21 protein-coding genes are annotated in these 20,099 nt (G+C 57.3%); 14 read left to right on the forward strand and 7 right to left on the reverse strand.

Annotated elements, in window-relative coordinates; genetic code table 11:
* The coding region (locus FHC49_RS24755; protein WP_001623223.1) for an IS1 family transposase at nucleotides 1-60 on the reverse strand (60 nt) is incomplete at its 3' end.
* A 352-nt stretch (nucleotides 61-412) separates the two neighbouring features.
* Between FHC49_RS24755 and arnB the strand changes: the two genes are divergently transcribed.
* The 8 genes from arnB (at nucleotide 413) to FHC49_RS15015 (ending at nucleotide 9,115) form a co-directional block, all read left to right on the forward strand.
* Nucleotides 413-1,552: a UDP-4-amino-4-deoxy-L-arabinose aminotransferase gene (gene arnB, locus FHC49_RS14980; RefSeq protein ID WP_220440207.1), complete on the forward strand. Its 1,140-nt coding sequence runs from the start codon at nucleotides 413-415 to the stop codon at nucleotides 1,550-1,552.
* Between the two features lies 1 nt (nucleotide 1,553).
* Nucleotides 1,554-2,534 (forward strand): undecaprenyl-phosphate 4-deoxy-4-formamido-L-arabinose transferase, encoded by a 981-nt coding sequence (arnC, locus tag FHC49_RS14985; RefSeq protein ID WP_220440208.1) that lies wholly within the window; start codon nucleotides 1,554-1,556, stop codon nucleotides 2,532-2,534.
* Complete coding sequence (arnA, locus tag FHC49_RS14990; RefSeq protein WP_220440209.1) at nucleotides 2,534-4,519, forward strand: bifunctional UDP-4-amino-4-deoxy-L-arabinose formyltransferase/UDP-glucuronic acid oxidase ArnA; 1,986 nt, start codon at nucleotides 2,534-2,536, stop codon at nucleotides 4,517-4,519. The genes arnC and arnA overlap by 1 nt, the downstream gene beginning before the upstream one ends.
* Nucleotides 4,516-5,418 carry a 4-deoxy-4-formamido-L-arabinose-phosphoundecaprenol deformylase gene (gene arnD, locus FHC49_RS14995; RefSeq protein WP_185667377.1) on the forward strand — a complete coding sequence of 301 codons (903 nt, stop codon included), beginning with the start codon at nucleotides 4,516-4,518 and terminating at the stop codon, nucleotides 5,416-5,418. Before arnA ends, arnD begins: the two co-directional genes overlap by 4 nt.
* Nucleotides 5,415-7,070, forward strand: coding sequence for a lipid IV(A) 4-amino-4-deoxy-L-arabinosyltransferase (arnT, locus tag FHC49_RS15000; protein ID WP_220440210.1), 1,656 nt, complete (start codon nucleotides 5,415-5,417; stop codon nucleotides 7,068-7,070). The genes arnD and arnT overlap by 4 nt, the downstream gene beginning before the upstream one ends.
* Nucleotides 7,067-7,405 (forward strand): 4-amino-4-deoxy-L-arabinose-phosphoundecaprenol flippase subunit ArnE, encoded by a 339-nt coding sequence (gene arnE / locus FHC49_RS15005; RefSeq protein ID WP_220440211.1) that lies wholly within the window; start codon nucleotides 7,067-7,069, stop codon nucleotides 7,403-7,405. The genes arnT and arnE overlap by 4 nt, the downstream gene beginning before the upstream one ends.
* Nucleotides 7,405-7,794, forward strand: a complete 390-nt coding sequence (gene arnF, locus FHC49_RS15010; RefSeq protein ID WP_220440212.1) for a 4-amino-4-deoxy-L-arabinose-phosphoundecaprenol flippase subunit ArnF — start codon at nucleotides 7,405-7,407, stop codon at nucleotides 7,792-7,794. Before arnE ends, arnF begins: the two co-directional genes overlap by 1 nt.
* A gap of 130 nt (nucleotides 7,795-7,924) precedes the next feature.
* The gene (locus FHC49_RS15015; protein ID WP_220440213.1) at nucleotides 7,925-9,115 is read left to right on the forward strand and encodes an MFS transporter; all 1,191 of its coding nucleotides are present in this window, start codon (nucleotides 7,925-7,927) and stop codon (nucleotides 9,113-9,115) included.
* A gap of 33 nt (nucleotides 9,116-9,148) precedes the next feature.
* On the opposite strand, the gene FHC49_RS15020 is transcribed toward FHC49_RS15015, so the two are convergent.
* Entirely contained in the window at nucleotides 9,149-9,706 is a 558-nt protein-coding gene (locus FHC49_RS15020) for a DcrB family lipoprotein (RefSeq protein ID WP_185667372.1), read from the reverse strand.
* Nucleotides 9,707-9,778: 72 nt separating this feature from the next.
* Entirely contained in the window at nucleotides 9,779-10,444 is a 666-nt protein-coding gene (locus FHC49_RS15025) for a 7-cyano-7-deazaguanine/7-aminomethyl-7-deazaguanine transporter (protein ID WP_220440214.1), read from the reverse strand.
* Between the two features lie 182 nt (nucleotides 10,445-10,626).
* Between FHC49_RS15025 and tusA the strand changes: the two genes are divergently transcribed.
* Nucleotides 10,627-10,872, forward strand: coding sequence for a sulfurtransferase TusA (gene tusA / locus FHC49_RS15030; RefSeq protein ID WP_185667370.1), 246 nt, complete (start codon nucleotides 10,627-10,629; stop codon nucleotides 10,870-10,872).
* Between the two features lie 93 nt (nucleotides 10,873-10,965).
* Here the strand turns inward: tusA and zntA are convergent, their stop codons facing one another.
* Nucleotides 10,966-13,176, reverse strand: a complete 2,211-nt coding sequence (zntA, locus tag FHC49_RS15035; protein ID WP_220440215.1) for a Zn(II)/Cd(II)/Pb(II) translocating P-type ATPase ZntA — start codon at nucleotides 13,174-13,176, stop codon at nucleotides 10,966-10,968.
* A 78-nt stretch (nucleotides 13,177-13,254) separates the two neighbouring features.
* On the reverse strand, nucleotides 13,255-13,881 hold the full coding sequence (locus FHC49_RS15040) for a lysoplasmalogenase (RefSeq protein ID WP_220440216.1): 627 nt from the start codon (nucleotides 13,879-13,881) through the stop codon (nucleotides 13,255-13,257).
* A gap of 140 nt (nucleotides 13,882-14,021) precedes the next feature.
* On the opposite strand from FHC49_RS15040, the gene FHC49_RS15045 reads away from it, so the two are divergent.
* Complete coding sequence (locus FHC49_RS15045) at nucleotides 14,022-14,381, forward strand: DUF2500 domain-containing protein (protein ID WP_220440217.1); 360 nt, start codon at nucleotides 14,022-14,024, stop codon at nucleotides 14,379-14,381.
* Between the two features lie 36 nt (nucleotides 14,382-14,417).
* On the opposite strand, the gene FHC49_RS15050 is transcribed toward FHC49_RS15045, so the two are convergent.
* Both FHC49_RS15050 and rsmD read right to left on the reverse strand, forming a co-directional pair.
* Nucleotides 14,418-14,696: a DUF1145 family protein gene (locus tag FHC49_RS15050; protein ID WP_035894809.1), complete on the reverse strand. Its 279-nt coding sequence runs from the start codon at nucleotides 14,694-14,696 to the stop codon at nucleotides 14,418-14,420.
* Nucleotides 14,686-15,282, reverse strand: a complete 597-nt coding sequence (gene rsmD, locus FHC49_RS15055) for a 16S rRNA (guanine(966)-N(2))-methyltransferase (protein WP_220440218.1) — start codon at nucleotides 15,280-15,282, stop codon at nucleotides 14,686-14,688. Before rsmD ends, FHC49_RS15050 begins: the two co-directional genes overlap by 11 nt.
* A 178-nt stretch (nucleotides 15,283-15,460) precedes the next feature.
* On the opposite strand from rsmD, the gene ftsY reads away from it, so the two are divergent.
* The 4 genes from ftsY to rpoH all read left to right on the forward strand — a co-directional run bounded on the left by ftsY (nucleotide 15,461) and on the right by rpoH (nucleotide 19,935).
* Nucleotides 15,461-17,101 carry a signal recognition particle-docking protein FtsY gene (gene ftsY / locus FHC49_RS15060; RefSeq protein WP_220440219.1) on the forward strand — a complete coding sequence of 547 codons (1,641 nt, stop codon included), beginning with the start codon at nucleotides 15,461-15,463 and terminating at the stop codon, nucleotides 17,099-17,101.
* 2 nt (nucleotides 17,102-17,103) lie between these two features.
* Nucleotides 17,104-17,772 (forward strand): cell division ATP-binding protein FtsE, encoded by a 669-nt coding sequence (gene ftsE / locus FHC49_RS15065; protein WP_220440220.1) that lies wholly within the window; start codon nucleotides 17,104-17,106, stop codon nucleotides 17,770-17,772.
* Complete coding sequence (gene ftsX / locus FHC49_RS15070; RefSeq protein ID WP_220440221.1) at nucleotides 17,765-18,823, forward strand: permease-like cell division protein FtsX; 1,059 nt, start codon at nucleotides 17,765-17,767, stop codon at nucleotides 18,821-18,823. Before ftsE ends, ftsX begins: the two co-directional genes overlap by 8 nt.
* 257 nt (nucleotides 18,824-19,080) lie before the next feature.
* Nucleotides 19,081-19,935 (forward strand): RNA polymerase sigma factor RpoH, encoded by an 855-nt coding sequence (gene rpoH, locus FHC49_RS15075; RefSeq protein ID WP_064541362.1) that lies wholly within the window; start codon nucleotides 19,081-19,083, stop codon nucleotides 19,933-19,935.
* Nucleotides 19,936-20,099 lie beyond the last annotated feature (164 nt).

Raw genomic sequence — 20,099 nt, forward strand, 5'->3', positions numbered from 1 at the left:
GTTACGCACCACCCCGTCAGTAGCTGAACAGGAGGGACAGCTGATAGAAACAGAAGCCACTGGAGCACCTCAAAAACACCATCATACACTAAATCAGTAAGTTGGCAGCATCACCACGTTGAATTATGTGAACCAGAGCCCAGTTGCAATGCAAGCTGGGCTTTTTTTTACAAAAATTCAGCGAGAACAATGACCTTTATAAAGTATTGATTTTGTTTATTAATCATTTATTGTGCGAATGCGCATTTCTTTCTTAATCTTATCCTAAGATAACACTGATACTTTTACCGCAATTCAATGTTGTAGGTTTAATTATCACATCTATCTATTCCTGATTTTAACAACATCGCGATAGCACCGTTTTATTCACGAATCAGGCGTACTCATTTGCGTTATAGGGTAAGGAACATTCATGAGTGATTTTCTGCCGTTTTCACGTCCCTCTATGGGCGAGGCGGAGTTCGCAGCGCTGAAAGAGGTGCTGCAATCTGGTTGGATCACCACCGGGCCAAAAAACCAGGCGCTGGAAGAGGCGTTTTGCGCCCTGACGGGCAACCGTTTCTCGATTGCCGTGAGCTCCGCGACCGGTGGTATGCACGTCACGCTGATGGCCCTCGGTATTGGTCCTGGCGATGAAGTTATCACCCCTTCGCAAACCTGGGTTTCCACCCTCAATATGATCGTGCTGCTGGGCGCGACGCCGGTAATGATCGATGTCGATCGTGACAATCTGATGATTACCCCTGAGGCGGTCGAAGCGGCGATTACCCCGCGTACCAAAGCCATTATTCCCGTGCACTATGCCGGTGCGCCTGCGGATATCGACGGTATTCGCGCGGTTGCTGAACGTCACGGTATTCCGATGATTGAAGATGCGGCGCATGCGGCGGGTACCTACTACAAAGGCCATCATGTTGGCTGGCAGGGAACGGCGATTTTCTCCTTCCACGCTATTAAAAACATGACCAGCGCCGAGGGCGGGCTGATTGTCACCGACGACGAACAGCTGGCAAACCGCATTCGCAGCCTCAAATTCCACGGTCTCGGCGTTGATGCCTATGACCGCCAGACCCATGGCCGCGCTCCGCAGGCAGAAGTGATTAGCCCGGGCTTTAAGTACAACCTGGCCGACATCAACGCCGCCCTGGCGCTGGTTCAGTTGGGCAAATTAGGGGCGGCCAACCAGCGTCGCAACGATATTGCGCAGCGCTACGTGCAGGAACTGGCCGACACGCCATTCCAGCCGCTGGCCGTACCGAGTTGGCCGCACCAGCATGCCTGGCATCTGTTCATTATTCGCGTGGACGAAGCGCGCTGCGGTATCAGCCGTGATGCGCTGATGGAGCAGCTCAAGGCGCAAGGCATTGGCACCGGGCTGCACTTCCGCGCGGCGCATACGCAGAAATATTACCGCGAGCGCTTCCCGGAACTCTCCCTGCCGAATACCGAATGGAACAGCGCGCGTATCTGTTCATTACCTCTTTTCCCGGATATGACCGATGACGACACCTCCCGTGTCATTACGGCGCTCCACCAGTTAGCAGGCCGTTGATATGTTTGAGTACCCGTTAGTCAAGAAAGTCTCCGTCGTGATCCCGGTCTACAACGAGCAGGATAGCCTGCCGGAGCTTCTCCGCCGTACCGACGCGGCCTGCGCGACCCTGAATCGTGACTATGAAATTCTGCTGGTTGATGACGGCAGCAGCGACGACTCCGCACGCATGCTGGTTGAAGCGGCAGAAGCCCCGGAAAGCCACATTGTGGCGGTGCTGCTGAACCGTAACTACGGCCAGCACTCGGCGATTATGGCGGGCTTCAGCCATGTCACTGGAGACCTGATCATCACCCTTGATGCCGACCTGCAAAACCCGCCGGAAGAGATTCCGCGGCTGGTCGAAAAAGCAGACGAAGGCTATGACGTGGTCGGCACCGTGCGCCAGAACCGTCAGGACAGCATCTTCCGTAAAACCGCCTCGAAGATGATTAACCGTCTGATCCAGCGGACCACCGGTAAAGCGATGGGCGACTACGGCTGCATGCTGCGCGCCTATCGCCGCCACATCATCGACGCGATGCTCAATTGCCACGAACGCAGCACCTTTATCCCGATTCTGGCGAACACCTTTGCTCGCCGCGCCGTGGAGATCCCGGTGATGCACGCCGAGCGTGAGTTCGGCGACTCGAAATACAGCTTTATGCGCCTGATCAACCTGATGTACGACCTGGTGACCTGTTTAACCACCACGCCGCTGCGTCTTCTGAGCGTGGTCGGCAGCGTCATCGCCGTGCTCGGCTTTGCCTTCTCCATTCTGTTAGTGGTGCTGCGTCTGGCGCTGGGCCCGGAATGGGCGGGGGACGGTGTGTTCATGCTGTTCGCCATTCTGTTCATGTTTATCGGGGCCCAGTTTATCGGCATGGGCCTCCTCGGGGAGTATATCGGCCGCATCTACAACGACGTGCGCGCCCGTCCTCGTTACTTTATTCAACGTGTTGTTCGCCAGGAAAATCTGGAATCTGAAGAGGAAAATCGTTAATGAAAGCTGTTGTATTTGCCTATCACGACATGGGTTGCACCGGTATTCAGGCACTGCTGGATGCCGGATACGACATTGAGGCGATCTTCACTCACCCGGATAACGCCGGTGAAAACAACTTCTTTGGCTCCGTTGCCCGTCTGGCAGCCGAGCAGGGCATTACCGTCTATGCACCGGAAGATGTGAACCACCCGCTGTGGGTTGACCGTATTCGTGCGATGGCACCGGAAGTGATTTTCTCCTTCTACTACCGCAACCTGCTGAGTGACGAGATTCTGAATCTGGCGCCAAAAGGCGCGTTCAACCTGCACGGTTCCCTGCTGCCTAAATACCGTGGCCGCGCGCCGCTGAACTGGGTGCTGGTGAACGGTGAGAAAGAGACCGGCGTCACCCTGCACCGCATGACCCACCGCGCTGATGCGGGCGACATTGTGGCGCAGCAGACCGTCGCCATTGCCGACTCTGACGTGGCACTGTCGCTGCACCGTAAGCTGTGTGCGGCTTCCCAGACTCTGCTGGGCGATGCGCTGCCGAAAATCCGCAGCGGCCAGACTCAGGAACGTGCGCAGGACGATACTCAGGCGACCTACGTGGGTCGTCGTACCCCAGATGACGGTCGTCTGACTTGGGAAAAACCGGCGCAGGAGCTGCACAACCTGGTCCGCGCGGTGAGCGATCCGTGGCCGGGCGCGTTTGGCTATGTCGGCACCAACAAATTTATCGTCTGGAAATCTCGTGTGCGTACCGATATGGCCGCCGCGAAGCCGGGTACCGTGCTGTCCGTGGCGCCGCTGGTGGTTGCCTGCGGTGAAGGCGCGCTGGAAATCGTCACCGGTCAGAGCGCTAACGGCGTTTACATGCAGGGCACTCAGCTGGCGCCAGCAATGGGCCTGGTGGCCGGTGCGCTGCTCTCCAGCCGTCCGTTTGTGGCGGTGAAACGTCGTACTCGCGTGCTGATTCTGGGCGTGAACGGCTTTATCGGTAACCACCTGACGGAACGTCTGCTTGAGGACGACAACTACGAGATTTACGGCCTGGATATTGGCTCTGACGCCATCAGCCGCTTCCTCGACTGCCCGCGCTTCCACTTTGTCGAAGGCGACATCAGTATCCACTCCGAGTGGATCGAGTACCACATTAAAAAATGCGACGTGGTGCTGCCGCTGGTGGCGATTGCGACCCCTATCGAATACACCCGTAACCCGCTGCGCGTGTTCGAGTTAGACTTCGAAGAGAACCTGAAGATTATTCGTGACTGCGTGAAGTACAACAAGCGCATCATCTTCCCGTCGACTTCCGAAGTGTACGGCATGTGCACCGACGCTAACTTCGATGAAGACACCTCCAACCTGGTGGTGGGGCCAATCAGCAAACAGCGTTGGATCTACTCGGTTTCCAAGCAGCTGCTGGACCGTGTTATTTGGGCCTACGGCGACAAAACCGGCCTCAAATTTACCCTGTTCCGTCCGTTTAACTGGATGGGCCCGCGTCTGGATAACCTGAACGCCGCGCGTATCGGCAGCTCCCGTGCGATCACCCAGCTGATCCTCAACCTGGTTGAAGGTTCACCGATCAAACTGATCGAAGGCGGCAAGCAGAAACGTTGCTTTACCGACATCAGCGACGGTATCGAAGCGCTGTTCCGCATCATCGAGAACAAAGATGGCCGTTGCGATGGGCAGATCATCAACATCGGTAACCCGGACAACGAAGCGAGCATCAAAGAGCTGGCAGAAATGCTGCTCGACTGCTTCGAACGTCACCCACTGCGTGACCGCTTCCCGCCGTTTGCTGGCTTCCGTGAAGTGGAAAGCAGCGACTACTACGGCAAAGGCTATCAGGACGTTGAGCACCGTAAGCCGAGCATCCGTAACGCCAAACGTTGCCTTGACTGGCAGCCGACGGTAGAAATGCAGCAGACCGTTGAAGAGACGCTGGACTTCTTCCTGCGCACGGTTGAATTGACGGATGAAAAATCATCATGAAAAAAGTAGGTTTGCGCGTTGATGTGGACACCTTTCGCGGCACTCGCGAGGGCGTGCCACGGCTGATGGCGGTGCTCAAAAAGCACCGCGTACAGGCCAGTTTTTTCTTCAGCGTCGGGCCGGATAACATGGGGCGCCACTTGTGGCGCCTGGTAAAACCGAAGTTCTTGTGGAAGATGCTGCGCTCGCGCGCGGCATCGCTGTATGGCTGGGATATTCTCCTCGCCGGCACGGCCTGGCCTGGACGACGTATCGGTGCGGCAAACGCGGAGATTATCCGCAGCGTTGCGCAGGTGCATGAAGTCGGGCTCCACGCCTGGGATCATCACCGCTGGCAGCAGTGGAGCGGCGTGTGGAAAGAGCAGCAACTGGTGGAAGAGATTGGGCGCGGCTTGCGTGAGCTGGAGTCTATTCTCGGCCGTCCGGTCTCCTGCTCTGCGGTGGCGGGCTGGCGCGCGGATCAGCGTGTGGTGAAGGCCAAAGAGTCCTTTGATTTTCACTACAACAGCGACTGTCGCGGCACGCAGCCGTTTCTTCCACAGTTGGCTAATGGGGAGATGGCTACCGTGCAGATCCCCGTTACTCTGCCAACCTGGGATGAAGCCGTCGGCACCGTGGTCAGCGCGGAAGGCTATAACCGCTGGCTGCTGGAGCAGATCCGCAAAGATACCGGTACGCCGGTTTATACCATTCATGCAGAGGTTGAAGGCGGTGTATGCGCCGAACAGTTCGATTATCTGCTGACCCTGGCGGCGCAACAGGAAATTCTGTTTTGCCCGCTGAGCCAGCTTCTTCCGGATGACTTCCGTCAGCTCCCGGTCGGGAAGGTGGTACGGGGAGAGTTGGCTGGCCGTGAAGGCTGGCTTGGTTGCCAACAACTATTGAGCCCCGATGTATGAAATCCCTTCGCTACGGTATTTCGTTAGTTGCATTGTTCGTTCTTTACTACCTTCTGCCCCTCAACTTCCGGTTGCTGTGGCAGCCGGATGAAACCCGCTACGCCGAGATCAGCCGTGAAATGCTGGCCACCGGCGACTGGATTGTGCCGCACTTCCTCGGCCTGCGTTATTTTGAAAAGCCGATTGCGGGCTACTGGATCAACAGCATTGGTCAGTGGCTCTTTGGGCATAACAACTTTGGCGTGCGCTTTGGCTCGGTGTTCTCTATCACCGTGTCTGCGCTGCTGGTGGCCTGGCTTGCCTGGCGTATCTGGCGCGACAAGAAAGTGGCGGTGCTCTCCGGCGTTATCTTCCTGACGGCGTTCCTGGTCTACGGTATCGGCACCTATGCGGTACTCGACCCGATGATCACGCTGTGGATGACCCTGGCGATGTTCAGCTTCTGGCTGGCTGCGTCGGCGAAAACCACCGGTGAACGCTTCTGGGGCTACGTGCTGCTCGGTATCGCTTGTGGCATGGGGGTGATGACCAAAGGGTTCCTGGCGCTAGCGGTGCCGGTCATCGGCGTGCTGCCGTGGGTTATCGCCCAGAAGCGCTGGCGGGAAGTCCTTATCTGGGGCTGGCTGTCGGTGCTGGTGTGCGTGCTCACCGTGCTGCCGTGGGGGCTGGCGATTGCGCTGCGTGAAGGTGACTTCTGGCGCTACTTCTTCTGGGTCGAGCATATTCAGCGTTTTGCGCAGAGCGACGCTCAGCATAAAGCACCGTTCTGGTATTATCTGCCGTTCCTGATTGCCGGGAGCCTGCCGTGGCTGGCGCTGCTGCCGGGCGCATTAAAGCTCGGCTGGCGCGATCGTCAAGGCCAGGGCAGCGCGTTCTATCTGTTGGGCTGGATAGTGATGCCGTTCCTGTTCTTCAGCATCGCAAAAGGCAAGCTGCCGACCTATATTCTGCCGTGCTTTGGGCCGCTGGCGATGCTGATGGCGCGCTATGCGGTGGATGCAGCGAAAGTGGGCGCGAAGGCGCTGCGGATTAACGGCATCATCAACATCGCCTTCGGCGTGGTTGGTTTGGTGGCGGTGGTTGTTGTGTCGCCGTGGGGGCCGATGAAGCACCCGGTGTGGATGCAGATTGAGCTGTATAAGTGTGTGCTGGCGGCGGTGGCGTTCTTTGTCTGGGCGCTGATGGGCTGGTTGTCTATTAAGTCGACAACGCCGCGCTGGACGCTGGCGGCACTCTGCCCGATGGGGTTAGCGCTGCTGGTGGGCTTTGCGATTCCTGACCGTGTGACCGACAGTAAGCAGCCGCAGTTCCTGGTGGATATTGTGAGCGAGTCGCTGACTCCAAGCCGCTACGTACTGAGCAACAACGTCGGTATCGCCGCGGGGCTTGCCTGGGAACTGAACCGCAGCGACGTCATCATGTATTCGCAGACGGGCGAGCTGAAATACGGTCTTTCCTATCCGGATGCGAAAGGGCGCTTTATCTCCAGCGAAGATTTCCCACAGTGGCTGGAAGCGCATCGTCAGGAGGGGCCAATCTCTCTGGTACTGCAGCTGCAGCGCAATACCAAAGTGGTGGATCTGCCGTTGCCAAAACCGGATGAGGTGTATGTGATGGGTCGTACCGCGTTTATTCAGTACCGTCCGCAATGATCACCTGGGCCTGCCTGCTGCTCGCCAGCTTATTGAGCTGTGCCGGGCAGCTATGCCAGAAACAGGCTACGCGCCCGGCACCCGCCGGGCAGCGTGGGCGTCATCTGATGACCTGGCTTGGGCTCGCGCTGGCGATGCTCGGGCTGGGGATGCTACTGTGGCTGCTGGTGCTGCAGCAAATCCCGGTCAGCGTGGCCTACCCGATGCTGAGCCTGAACTTTGTCTGGGTGACGCTGGCGGCGCGTACTATCTGGCGTGAGCCGGTCAGCCGCCGTCACTGGGCGGGCGTTGGGCTGATTATTGTCGGCATTATGTTGCTAGGGAGCAGCGCCTGATGGGGCTTATCTGGGCATTAATGAGCGTTGGGCTGGTGAGCGCCGCCCAACTGACGCTGCGGGTGGCCATGACAACTCTGCCACCGGCGGAGCAGCCGCTGGTGTTCCTTCTCCACCTGCTGCATTTCGGCGACGGCACGCTGGCGCTTTTCCTTGGTCTGTTCGGCTACGTCGCCTCGATGGCCTGCTGGTTCTTCGCCCTGAAGCGCCTGCCGCTGGCAAAAGCTTACGCGTTGCTGAGCCTGAGTTATATGGTGGTATGGTGCGCCGCTATCTGGCTGCCGGGCTGGCACGAACCTTTCTCCTGGCGTGGTCTGCTGGGCGTAGTCGTCATTATCTCGGGTGTTATCACCATCTTCTGGCCAAACAAACCTTCCCCTACCCCGTAGTACCTGTAGCCCGGCCAAGCGAAGCGCCGCCGGGGGATCTCCGAACCTCCCTGGGGTCGGCGTAAACGCCTCGCCCGGGCTACAAAATGTGCAATAATGCCTTTTTCGTTGCATCTATAAGGGATTATCTATGCCAGCAGCTGACGCCGAGGAATCGCTTAGCGGCCTGCGCCTCAACCTGCGTATTGTCTCCATCGTTATCTTCAACTTCGCAAGCTACCTCACCATTGGCCTGCCGCTGGCGGTGCTGCCCGGCTATGTCCACGACGTCATGGGATTCAGCGCCTTCTGGGCGGGGCTGGTTATCAGCCTGCAATATTTCGCCACGCTGCTAAGCCGCCCGCATGCCGGGCGCTATGCCGACCTGCTGGGGCCAAAACGGATCGTGGTGATGGGGCTGTGCGGCTGCTTCCTCAGCGGGTTGAGCTACCTGCTGGCAGCAACGGGCAGCGGCTGGCCGCTGCTCAGTCTGGTGCTGTTGTGCCTGGGACGCGTGATCCTCGGTATCGGCCAAAGTTTTGCCGGTACTGGCTCGACGCTCTGGGGCGTGGGTGTCGTGGGTTCGCCGCATATTGGCCGGGTCATCTCATGGAACGGGATTGTTACCTATGGCGCGATGGCGATGGGCGCGCCGCTTGGCGTGGTGTGCTACCGCTACGTTGGTCTTGAGGGGTTGGCATTGGCGATTATGGCGGTAGCCGCCGTGGCCATCCTGTGCGCGCTGCCGCGTGCAGAAGTGAAAGCGAAAAAGGGCAAGCCGATGTCTTTTCGCGCGGTGCTGGGGCGCGTCTGGCCTTACGGTATGGCGCTGGCATTGGCCTCCGCGGGCTTTGGGGTGATTGCTACCTTCATCACCCTGTTTTATGACGCGAAAGGCTGGGATGGCGCGGCGTTTGCACTCACGCTCTTTAGCTGTGCATTTGTGGGAACGCGTCTGCTGTTCCCGAACGGCATCAACCGTCTGGGCGGGCTGAACGTGGCGATGATCTGCTTCTCGGTGGAGATTGTCGGCCTGCTGCTGGTGGGCGTGGCTGACACGCCGACGATGGCAAAAATCGGCACCTTCTTTGCCGGAGCGGGATTCTCGCTGGTGTTCCCGGCGCTGGGCGTGGTGGCGGTGAAAGCCGTGCCGCAGCAGAATCAGGGCTCTGCGCTGGCAACCTATACCGTGTTTATGGATTTATCGCTGGGTATTACCGGGCCGCTGGCCGGGCTGATGATGGCGTGGATGGGGATTTCGACGATTTACATTGCCGCCGCAGGGCTGGTGGCGGTGGCGTTGCTGTTGGGGTGGCGGCTAAAAAAACGGCCTCTTGCGTAAGCACGCAAGAGGCCGTTTATCAGTCAGCAAAACTTAGTTGATGACCAGCGTATTGATGATTTTCTCAGCGTCAGACTGCGCCTGCTGCTGGTTGTCCGCTGGCAGCGTGATCTGCATGGTCAGCAGTTTGCCATCGATTTTACCCAGTACGACGGAAGAGTACGCGGTCTGCCCTTTAGCAGAGATGATGCTGTCGAGCTGCTGCAGCGTGTGGCCCTTCACGTCGATAGATTTATTGGTCACCACCTGCAGCTGCGGGTCGCGGCTGCGCTGCTGATCTTCAAGACGTTTTGCCAGCACCGCTAAATCTTCGGTGGTGTCGTCGCCAACGATGACGATGACCGCTTTCATGCCGGTGGCGTCAGAGTAGACGTGCATGTTGTTGCTCTGGGTGCCCAGCTTACCGCTCTGGTCGGTCATCCCGGCCGGCAGCGTAAAGTTCAGCTTACCGTCTAACAGATTGATAGCCTGACCTGCGGCATCGCTTGCGGCTGCAGAACCTTGTGCAGGGGTGCTGGTGTCGCTGTTGTCACAGGCCGCAAGGCCCATTACCAGCAGGCCAATACCAGCATATTTCACCAATTTGCGCATTGACATCTTCCTTTCGATAAATAGCCATAACGGCTCATCTGCGTATCTTATCACAACCCGTGTAATGAACCCTTAACCAGGCTGCATTGCTGACAAATCAGATTTATCTGCCAGCCTTTTCAATAGCATATTCAGCAGCACGCCGTACATCGGCAGGAAGAAAACAATGCTGATCAGCACTTTAAAGCAGTAGTCCACGAGGGCGATTTCTACCCAGTGCGTTGCCATAAACGGGTCGGTGCTGCGCCAGAAAGCGATAAAGAAGAACGCCAGGGTATCGCTGATGTTACCGAACAGCGTGGAGGCCGTCGGTGCAAGCCACCAGTGGCGGCTTTGACGCAGGCGGTTAAACACGTGCACGTCAAGGATCTGCCCCAGGGCATAGGCCATAAAGCTGGCGGCAGCGATACGGGCCACGAACAGGTTAAAGTGCGCCAGCGCGCCGAAGCCCTGCCATTCGCCCATATAGAACAGCGATGAAATCACGTAGGAGATCAGCAGCGCCGGGGCCATCACCGCGAAAACGATACGGCGAGCCAGCGGTGCGCCAAAGATTCGCACGGTCAGGTCGGTCGCAAGGAAGATAAACGGAAAGCTAAACGCGCCCCAGGTAGTGTGGAAGCCGAAGATAGAAACCGGCAGTTGCACCAGATAGTTACTGGAGGTGATCACCAGCAGGTGAAATAGCGATAGCCAAACCAGCGCATGTCGGCGCTGTAAGGAAATAAAGGGAGTCATATTGTACCTTTTTAGTGGTTGGGGTGAGGGAACCCAATAAGTCTGCAAACCCAATGCAGGGGCGGAATGATACTGCTTTCCCGTTTCATTGCAATGGTTGTTTTTCGCGCAATCGTTAACCTGGTTGCGTTGAGGCAAGGTCAGCGTAAACTAAGCGCGTTTTTTCTGACGACGAGATGCTCATGACCGATTTGTTTTCCAGCCCCGACCACACCTTAGACGCGCAAGGGCTGCGCTGCCCGGAACCGGTAATGATGGTGCGTAAGACCGTGCGGACGATGCCGGTGGGGGAAACGCTGCTGATTATTGCTGACGATCCCGCCACCACGCGCGATATCCCCGGTTTTTGCCGCTTTATGGAACATGAGCTGATTGCTCAGCAGACCGAGTCAGTGCCGTACCAGTATTTGCTGCGTAAGCGCCACTAACTGCGGATCCGTAGCCCGGCCAAGCGAAGCGCCGCCGGGAATCGCTCTGGGCCTACCCGGGGTCGGCGTAAACGCCTCGCCCGGGCTACAGGGTTACGCGCTAAACTTCCCGCGCAGCAGTCGCAGCGCGTTCAACGTCACCAGCACCGTTGCACCGGTATCCGCTAGTACTGCCAGCCACAACCCGGTCATGCCGAGCAGCGTGGTGATAAGGAAAATGCCCTTCAGCCCCAGCGCAATGGCAATGTTTTGGCGAACGTTAGCGTGGGTGGCGCGAGCCAGGCGAATCATCTGCACCAGCCCGGTCAGACGGTTATGCGTCAGCGCCGCATCGGCGGTTTCCAGCGCCACGTCGGTGCCGCTGCCCATCGCGATGCCCATCGCCGCAGCCTTCATCGCCGGAGCGTCGTTAATCCCGTCACCCACCATCGCCAGCGGCCCCTGAGCGTTCAGCGCTGTCACTTCACTGACCTTATCGGCAGGCAGCAGGTTGGCGCGGTAGGCCATGCCTAACTCATCGGCAATGGCGGCAGCAGCGCGCGGGTTGTCCCCGGTCAGAATGATGCCCTGAATGCCTAATTCCCGCAGACCATCGACCGCCTGACGCGCCTCCTGACGCACGGTATCTCGTAGCGCTACAATCCCCAGCAGGGTATCGTCACGGGTAACGAGTACCACGGTGTTGCCCTGGCTTTCCAATTGTTGGATCTCAGCCTGATGATCAGGCGTCGGGAACTTGCCTGCGGCGCAGATAATGATGCGCTGCCCATCGACGTTGGCTTCAATCCCGGAACCGACGAGCGTACGCTGCTCAACGGCCTGTGGAATGGTCAGTTCACGCTGCTGCGCCTCGCGCACCACGGCCTGCGCCAGCGGGTGGGTAGAGCCTTGTTCCACCGCAGCAGACAGCGCCAGCAGGGTGTCTTCACTGAGTTCGGCGGTTGGGATAATCGTGGTCACCTGCGGTTTGCCGAGCGTCAGGGTGCCGGTTTTATCAAAGGCCATCTGGGTGATGCGACCCAACTGCTCCAGCGCTGCACCGCCTTTAATCAACGCGCCGTGGCGCGCAGCGGTGGCAAGGCCTGAGGTAATCGCTGCCGGAGTCGAGATAACCAGCGCACACGGGCAGCCAATCAGCAGCAGCGTCAGCCCTTTGTAGATCCACTCCTCCCACGAGGCGGCAAACAGCAGCGGCGGCACCAGCGTCACCAGCAGCGCGACGGCCATAATCGCCGGGGTATAGATGCGGCTGAAGCGGTCGATAAAGCGCTCGATAGGCGCGCGACGTTCCTCGGCCTCTTCAATCAAACGCAGGATACGGTCGATGGCGCTGTCGCCAGGTTTTGAAATAACGCTCAGCTGTACCAGGCGGTCAGCGCTGGTTGCCCCTGCTGGCACGCTCTCGCCAGCGTTACGTTCTACCGGAATGGACTCGCCGGTTAACGCGCTCTCATCAAAGCTGGCAAACGGGGTGATGAGCTTCCCGTCGGCAGGCAAGCGCCCACCGGCGGCCACTTCAATGACATCGCCTGGCTGGAGATCCTTCTGCGCCACGGTTTCACGCTGGCCATCACGTACGCGCACGGCGGTGTCTGGCTTCAGTGCCATCAGCGCGCTTACGCCTTGACGCGCACGGTTTGCGGCCCAGCCTTCCAGCCTTTCACCGATTAAGAACAGCAGCAGCACCATCGCCGCTTCCGCCGTCGCGCCGATAAACAGCGCGCCGATGGCCGCGACGCTCATCAGCGTTTCTATAGCGAACCAACTGCCGCTTTTCATCAGACGCAGCGCCTGGCGGGCGATAGGGTAAAGGCCAACCAGCGTGGTGGCGATAAACGCCAGGTTGCCGAGCGGATGGTTGAACTGCTCCAGCCCCCAGCTAATTGCCATCATCACGGCGAGCGCGATTAGCGGCAGGTTCTCCCGCCAGCGCGGGGTGTTTTCTTCCGCCTTCGGGTCGCTGTCGTTACGCAGCGAATAACCTGCGGCGCTCACGGCTTTCTCCACCTGAGCGCGGATGTCGTCATCGGCATCAACCAGCAGCTTTTCGGTAGCGAACAGCACCTTAACCTGCTTCACACCGGCGACCTGGCTTACCGCCGTTTCGACTTTACGGGCGCAGGCGGCGCAGTCCATGCCGTTGACGACCCAGCTATAGCGGGCGTCCAGCGTCGGTTCTACCGCGGGTTCAGCCGTTGCGCATTGGCTATCGCAGCAGCAGTCGTCCTGTGGCTGTGGCACAGGCGCGAGTTTAAAGGATGAGAATTGGGGGGCTTTATTGTTACGTGTCTCTGGAGTCGACATCGTATCCTCCGATTAATGATCGTTGCTTCATTAAGCGCAGCATACACTCTGGAGTCGACTCCAGAGTCAAGCAGGAAATTACAGGTAAAGCGCGCGAACGATAAAGAAGTGCCCGGCAAAGTAGCAGGCTGCGTAAATGGCTGTATCCGCGCGGAAACGGCAGCGATATTTGCTCACCAGCCAGATAATGTTACCCAACAGCAGTAAACCGGCACCGAAGAAACCGGAGAGCGCGGTGTCCGTTGGACGCATAAACCACAGCTCGCCCGCGACCCAGACCATCATCAGCGTCATGGCGATAAAGGCCAGAACCGGCAGACGCATCTCTTCAAGCCGCGTCCAGATAACCGCCAGCCAGAGCACGCCAATCACCAGCAGCACCACCGGCAGCGGCCAGAAGAAGGTGAAGGTCAGCTGTCCGGCAAACCAGATGGTATACAGCAGGTGCGACAGGAAAAACGCGCCGATGGCGTACAGCATGCGCTGACGTGGCAACAGCGTGAGGGCATCGCCGAGCAATGAGGCGCACAGGCCCGCCAGTACCAGGTAGCTGATGGCGTTAAACATCGGCGCCTGCCAGGCGAGAAACAGGAGTAAAATTAAGGTGATAGGTTTGAATGCCCAGCGCTGCCAGGCGGGCCCACGGTAGGCGGCATCCACATAGAGCCAGCCTGAGAAGAATACTGCGATAAACGACCAAAGCATAATAAGTCCCTGTATCTGTTATCTTAATGGGTACTGTACTGCCAGTCTTGAATGTCCAGTGTAGTAGCCGCAGCCGCCAGATGACAATGGCAGACTGCGCCGTTTACTATGATTTGCGTAAATTCTTAAGAGAACCTGAAATGAGCAAGATGCCGCTTTTTTTCATCGTCGTTGTCGCCATTATCATCGTGGCTGCGTCGTTCCGCTTCGTCCAGCAACGCCGGGAAAAAATGGATAACGATGCCGCTCCGCTAATGCAAAAGCGGGTGGTGGTGACGAACAAGCGCGAAAAGGTGCTGAACGATCGCCGTTCGCGTCAGCAGACGGTGACGCCAGCTGGTAGCGATATGCGTTATGACGTCAGCTTTAAACCGGAGCAGGGCGGGCTGGAGGTGAGTTTCCGCGTCGAGGCCGAGCAGTATCATCAACTAACGGTGGGGGATAGAGGGACGTTGAGCTACAAAGGCTCGCGCTTTGTCGACTTTAAGGCCGAACAGTAAAAACAGGGCCTGGCGGGGAGCCAGGCCGGGAAACCCTTACTTCTTCTTCAAGCTCGCGCCTATTTTTTTCTGCCACACCAGCAGTTCAAACACGCCGAAGAGGAAGATACGCACTTTCTCGCCGCGGCTCATTTGGGGGCCATCTTTTGGCATCGTCGACTGCAGCAGCGCCATCTGCATGCCGTGCATCAGGACCATAAAGATCAGCGCAACGTTAACGAAAATGTTCAGCGGGCGGGGGAACGGGTGAACCAGGTTCAGCACCAGAAACGCCCATACGCACAGCATCAGCGCGCGTCCAAGATTAATCAGCATCACTTTCTCCCTGCACTTCACGATGATAGAGACGGTAGGCAACCTGACCGGCAATTTTTTCCCGATGCAGATCCCAACTGACCGGCACCAGTGGTAGGCCATTTTCGACTTCGCTTTCGACGTAGATCAGCGCGTTATCGGCCAGCCAACCGTTGGTTTCCAGTAAGTTTAACGTCTCTTCCAGCAATCCTTTACGGAATGGTGGATCGACAAAAATAATATCATGCGGCGTGCCGCTCTGAGCGAGGAATGCAAGGGTATTGGTATTCACCACTTTACCCTGTGCGGCGTTCAGCGTGGCGAGGTTCTTTTGCAGCTGTTGGGCTACTGAACGCTCCATCTCCAGCAGCGTGGCGCTGGCGGCATAACGGGAGAGTGCTTCCAGCCCTAACGCACCGCTTCCGGCGAAGCAGTCCAGGCAGCGGGCATCTACCATTGAGGGTGCCAGCCAGTTAAAGAGGGTCTCACGCACGCGATCGGTGGTGGGCCTGAGTCCTGGACTATCAGGAACGGGGAGTTTACGGCCGCGCCACTGCCCGCCAATAATGCGGATCTGGCCCATGCCGCCGGAAGTTGGTTTTTTCATTTGCTTGCTCTGGTCGCTCTTTCGGCCTGCTATTCTAGCTTTCTGCCCTGCCGGGTGAAAGCGGTGAAGCCAGGGAAGTTAAGTGGTAGACTAACCGACTAATTTCATCATTATTTTAGCCTTCGCGTCGATTATGGCGAAGTGGCGCCATCAAAAACAGCGGGGAGTGTGGTTGCAAATGGCAAAAGAAAAAAAACGTGGCTTTTTTTCCTGGCTGGGCTTTGGGCAGAAAGAACAGGATCAGGTCGTTGAATCAGAAGAGAAAATTGAAGAGCAGCCGGTAGCTGAAACACCGACTGCTGAGCCTGAAACGGTTGCAGAAGAGACGCCGCGCGTCGAAGAAGCGCAAGCGCCTGCCGAAGAGGTTGCTGAACCGCACACCATCGCTGAAAGCGAAGCGTTTGCCGAAGAAGTGGTTGAAGTCACTGAACAGGTTGCTGAACGCGAAATCGCTCAGGCCGAAGCGGTTGAAGAAATTCAGCCAGAAGTCATCGAAGCCGTTGAGCCGGTTGCCGAAACACAGCCAGAAATGGTTGAAGCTGTTGAGCCGGTTGCCGAAGTACAGCCAGAAGTGGTTGAAACCGTTGAGCCAGTAGCCGAAGTACAGCCAGAAGTGGTTGAGGCCGTTGAACCGGTTGCCGAAGTACAGCCCGAAGTGGTTGAAACCGTTGAACCGGTTGCCGAAGCACAGCCAGAAGTGGTTGAAACCGTTGAACCGGTTGCCGAAGCACTGCCAGAAGTGGTTGAAGAGATTGAACCTGAGACCGTCGATGAGTTAACCGACGAAGAACTGGAAGCGCAGGCGCTTGCCGTCGAGTCGGAAAACGAAGCGGTGGAAGAAGAAGCGGCCGTTGAAGCTCCAGCGGATGAAGCTCAGCAGGAGCAGGAAAAGCCAACCAAAGAAGGTTTCTTCGCGCGCCTGAAACGCAGCCTGTTAAAAACCAAAGAAAACCTCGGTTCCGGATTTATCAGTCTATTCCGCGGCAAGAAAATCGACGACGATCTGTTTGAAGAGCTGGAAGAGCAGCTGCTGATTGCCGACGTCGGCGTGGAAACCACCCGTAAGATCATCAATAGCCTGACCGAAACCGCCAGCCGGAAACAGCTGCGCGATGCCGAAGCGCTGTACGGTCTGTTGAAAGATGAAATGGGTGAAATCCTCGCAAAAGTGGATGAACCACTTAATATTGAAGGCAAAACGCCATTCGTTATTTTGATGGTCGGCGTGAATGGTGTGGGTAAAACCACCACCATCGGCAAGCTGGCGCGTCAGTTCGAGCAGCAGGGCAAAACGGTGATGCTGGCGGCGGGTGATACCTTCCGTGCGGCGGCGGTTGAGCAGCTGCAGGTCTGGGGCCAGCGCAACAATATTCCGGTTATCGCGCAGCACACCGGCGCAGATTCTGCCTCGGTCATTTTCGATGCCATCCAGGCGGCGAAAGCGCGTAACGTTGATGTACTGATTGCTGATACCGCAGGGCGCTTGCAGAATAAATCGCACCTGATGGAAGAGCTGAAGAAAATTGTTCGCGTGATGAAAAAGCTCGATGTCGACGCGCCGCATGAAGTCATGCTGACCATCGACGCCAGCACCGGGCAGAACGCCATCAGCCAGGCCAAACTGTTCCACGAGGCCGTTGGCCTGACCGGCATCACGTTGACTAAACTCGACGGTACCGCTAAGGGCGGGGTGATATTCTCCGTGGCGGATCAGTTCGGCATTCCGATTCGCTATATCGGCGTCGGTGAACGTATTGAGGACTTACGTCCGTTTAAAGCGGGCGATTTTATTGAGGCACTTTTTGCCCGAGAGGATTAATCATGATTCGCTTTGAACACGTCAGCAAAGCCTATCTCGGCGGGAGACAAGCGCTGCAGGGAGTCACATTCCACATGCAGCCAGGCGAGATGGCATTCCTGACCGGCCACTCCGGCGCGGGTAAAAGTACCCTGCTGAAGCTTATCTGTGGGATTGAGCGGCCGAGCGCGGGGAAAATTTACTTCGGCGGGCACGACATCAGCCGCCTGAAGAACCGTGAGGTGCCGTTCTTACGTCGCCAGATCGGCATGATTTTCCAGGATCACCATCTGCTGATGGACAGAACCGTGTTTGATAACGTGGCGATCCCGCTGATCATCGCGGGGGCAAGTGCGGACGATATTCGTCGTCGCGTCTCGGCGGCGCTGGACAAAGTCGGGCTGCTTGATAAAGCGAGAAACTTCCCGATTCAGCTCTCCGGTGGTGAACAGCAGCGCGTGGGCATTGCCCGTGCGGTGGTGAACAAGCCGGCAGTACTGCTGGCGGATGAACCGACGGGTAACCTGGATAACGCACTGTCGGAAGGCATTTTGCGACTGTTCGAAGAGTTTAACCGCGTTGGGGTAACGGTGCTGATGGCGACGCACGACATTGGGCTTATCTCCAGCCGTTCTTACCGCATGCTGACGCTGAGCGACGGCCACATGCATGGAGGCCACACCGGTGAATAAGCGCGACGCAATCAACCAAATTCGCCAGTTCGGCGGGCGACTCGACCGCTTGCGTAAATCGGTCTCCTCATCAGGTGACGGCGGGCGCAATGCGCCGAAGCGCGGCAAACCGGCGCCGAAACCGAACTCGCGTAAAACCAATGTCTTCAACGAGCAGGTACGCTATGCCTGGCAAGGCGCGCTGCAGGATCTGAAAAGCAAGCCACTGGCGACCTTCCTGACGGTGATGGTGATCGCCATCTCCCTGACGCTGCCAAGCGTCTGCTATATGGTCTACAAGAACGTCAATACGGCGGCTTCGCAGTACTACCCCTCTCCGCAGATCACCGTCTATCTGGAGAAAACGCTGGATGACGATGCGGCGGCGAAAGTGGTGGGTCAACTGCAGGCCGAGCAGGGCGTGGATAAGGTGAACTACCTCTCCCGCGACGAAGCGCTGGGTGAATTCCGCAACTGGTCGGGCTTTGGCGGCGCGCTGGATATGCTGGAAGAGAACCCGCTGCCTGCGGTGGCGGTCGTTATCCCGAAAATCGACTTCCAGACCACCGATGCGCTGAACACGCTGCGTGACCGCGTGGCACAGATTCAGGGCGTTAACGAAGTGCGTATGGATGACAGCTGGTTTGCGCGTCTGGCTTCCATTACCGGGCTTGTGGGCCGCGTGTCGGCGATGATCGGCGTGCTGATGGTGGCGGCGGTGTTCCTCGTCATCGGTAACAGCGTGCGTCTGAGCATCTTTGCGCGTCGTGATACCATCAACGTGCAGAAGCTGATTGGGGCAACCGATGGGTTTATCCTGCGTCCGTTCCTTTACGGCGGTGCGCTGCTGGGCTTCTCCGGCGCGTTCCTGTCGCTGATCCTGTCGGAAATTCTGGTGATGCGACTGTCATCGGCGGTCACCGAAGTGGCACGTGTCTTCGGTACCCAGTTTGAGCTGAGCGGCCTGTCATTTGACGAGTGCCTGCTGTTGCTGCTGGTTAGCTCGATGATCGGTTGGGTGGCAGCCTGGCTTGCCACGGTACAACATTTACGCCACTTTACTCCCGATTAAAAAAGTTCTGTTATACTCTTCCCCTGCGACGACTTCCGTCCGCAGGGGATGCGTTTTAAACCCCATCTTTCTGCCCTCGCGGCCTATCGCGTGTCACATTTTGTGCGTAATTTATTCACACTGTTGCATTGAACTTGTGGATAAACTCACTGTCTGATAAAAGAGCGGATGATATTCTCGTTGCTCATAGAGCCTGGCATGTTTGTTGCCTTCGGGGACAAGCCGCCGCCAGTATGAAGTGAATTGAGAGGATTTGAATGACCAAAGAAATGCAAAATTTAGCGTTAGCCCCTGTTGGTAACCTGGAATCTTATATCCGGGCTGCGAACGCATGGCCGATGTTGACGGCTGATGAAGAAAAGGCGCTTGCTGAACGGCTGCATTACCAGGGCGATCTGGAAGCAGCTAAAACGCTGATCCTGTCTCACCTGCGCTTTGTTGTTCATATTGCTCGTAATTACTCGGGCTATGGCCTGCCGCAGGCGGACTTGATTCAGGAAGGCAACATCGGCCTGATGAAAGCTGTACGTCGTTTTAACCCAGAAGTGGGCGTACGCCTGGTCTCCTTTGCGGTGCATTGGATCAAAGCGGAAATTCACGAATACGTACTGCGTAACTGGCGTATCGTTAAAGTCGCGACCACCAAAGCGCAGCGTAAGCTGTTCTTCAACCTGCGTAAAACCAAGCAGCGTCTGGGCTGGTTCAATCAGGATGAAGTGGAAATGGTTGCCCGCGAGCTGGGCGTTTCCAGTAAAGACGTTCGCGAGATGGAATCCCGTATGGCGGCGCAGGACATGGCGTTTGATATGTCCTCAGACGATGAGTCTGAAAGCCACTCGGTTGCTCCGGTGCTCTATCTGCAGGATAAATCGTCCAACTTTGCCGACGGCATCGAAGATGATAACTGGGAAGAGCAGGCAGCGAATAAGCTGACCGACGCAATGCAGGGCCTGGACGAACGTAGCCAGGACATCATTCGCGCCCGCTGGCTGGACGAAGACAACAAGTCTACGCTGCAGGAACTGGCCGACCGTTACGGCGTATCCGCCGAGCGTGTACGTCAGCTTGAAAAGAACGCGATGAAAAAACTGCGTGCGGCTATCGAAGCCTGATAACGTTAGTTAACGCGTGACCCCGATAACCCCTGGATGCCCATCCGGGGGTTTTGTTTTTCTGCTCCCCGTCATCACGCTTTCCTCTGCTTATTTCACGTTTGCCGCTGGCGTTAATGCAGGCGATGGCAAAGACTGAATAGACTTTTCGTCATTTCAACGGC

It is taken from the genome of Kluyvera sp. EC_51, assembly GCF_019584505.1.
GTDB lineage: Bacteria > Pseudomonadota > Gammaproteobacteria > Enterobacterales > Enterobacteriaceae > Kluyvera > Kluyvera sichuanensis.

Excerpts from the sequence above, each read along its gene's own strand:
- arnB (WP_220440207.1), top strand. The coding sequence starts at position 413 with ATGAGTGATTTTCTGCCGTTTTCACGTCCCTCTATGGGCGAGGCGGAG.
- arnC (WP_220440208.1), top strand. The coding sequence starts at position 1,554 with ATGTTTGAGTACCCGTTAGTCAAGAAAGTCTCCGTCGTGATCCCGGTC.
- arnA (WP_220440209.1), top strand. The coding sequence starts at position 2,534 with ATGAAAGCTGTTGTATTTGCCTATCACGACATGGGTTGCACCGGTATT.
- arnD (WP_185667377.1), top strand. The coding sequence starts at position 4,516 with ATGAAAAAAGTAGGTTTGCGCGTTGATGTGGACACCTTTCGCGGCACT.
- arnT (WP_220440210.1), top strand. The coding sequence starts at position 5,415 with ATGAAATCCCTTCGCTACGGTATTTCGTTAGTTGCATTGTTCGTTCTT.
- arnE (WP_220440211.1), top strand. The coding sequence starts at position 7,067 with ATGATCACCTGGGCCTGCCTGCTGCTCGCCAGCTTATTGAGCTGTGCC.
- arnF (WP_220440212.1), top strand. The coding sequence starts at position 7,405 with ATGGGGCTTATCTGGGCATTAATGAGCGTTGGGCTGGTGAGCGCCGCC.
- FHC49_RS15015 (WP_220440213.1), top strand. The coding sequence starts at position 7,925 with ATGCCAGCAGCTGACGCCGAGGAATCGCTTAGCGGCCTGCGCCTCAAC.
- FHC49_RS15020 (WP_185667372.1), bottom strand. The coding sequence starts at position 9,706 with ATGCGCAAATTGGTGAAATATGCTGGTATTGGCCTGCTGGTAATGGGC.
- FHC49_RS15025 (WP_220440214.1), bottom strand. The coding sequence starts at position 10,444 with ATGACTCCCTTTATTTCCTTACAGCGCCGACATGCGCTGGTTTGGCTA.
- tusA (WP_185667370.1), top strand. The coding sequence starts at position 10,627 with ATGACCGATTTGTTTTCCAGCCCCGACCACACCTTAGACGCGCAAGGG.
- zntA (WP_220440215.1), bottom strand. The coding sequence starts at position 13,176 with ATGTCGACTCCAGAGACACGTAACAATAAAGCCCCCCAATTCTCATCC.
- FHC49_RS15040 (WP_220440216.1), bottom strand. The coding sequence starts at position 13,881 with ATGCTTTGGTCGTTTATCGCAGTATTCTTCTCAGGCTGGCTCTATGTG.
- FHC49_RS15045 (WP_220440217.1), top strand. The coding sequence starts at position 14,022 with ATGAGCAAGATGCCGCTTTTTTTCATCGTCGTTGTCGCCATTATCATC.
- FHC49_RS15050 (WP_035894809.1), bottom strand. The coding sequence starts at position 14,696 with ATGCTGATTAATCTTGGACGCGCGCTGATGCTGTGCGTATGGGCGTTT.
- rsmD (WP_220440218.1), bottom strand. The coding sequence starts at position 15,282 with ATGAAAAAACCAACTTCCGGCGGCATGGGCCAGATCCGCATTATTGGC.
- ftsY (WP_220440219.1), top strand. The coding sequence starts at position 15,461 with ATGGCAAAAGAAAAAAAACGTGGCTTTTTTTCCTGGCTGGGCTTTGGG.
- ftsE (WP_220440220.1), top strand. The coding sequence starts at position 17,104 with ATGATTCGCTTTGAACACGTCAGCAAAGCCTATCTCGGCGGGAGACAA.
- rpoH (WP_064541362.1), top strand. The coding sequence starts at position 19,081 with ATGACCAAAGAAATGCAAAATTTAGCGTTAGCCCCTGTTGGTAACCTG.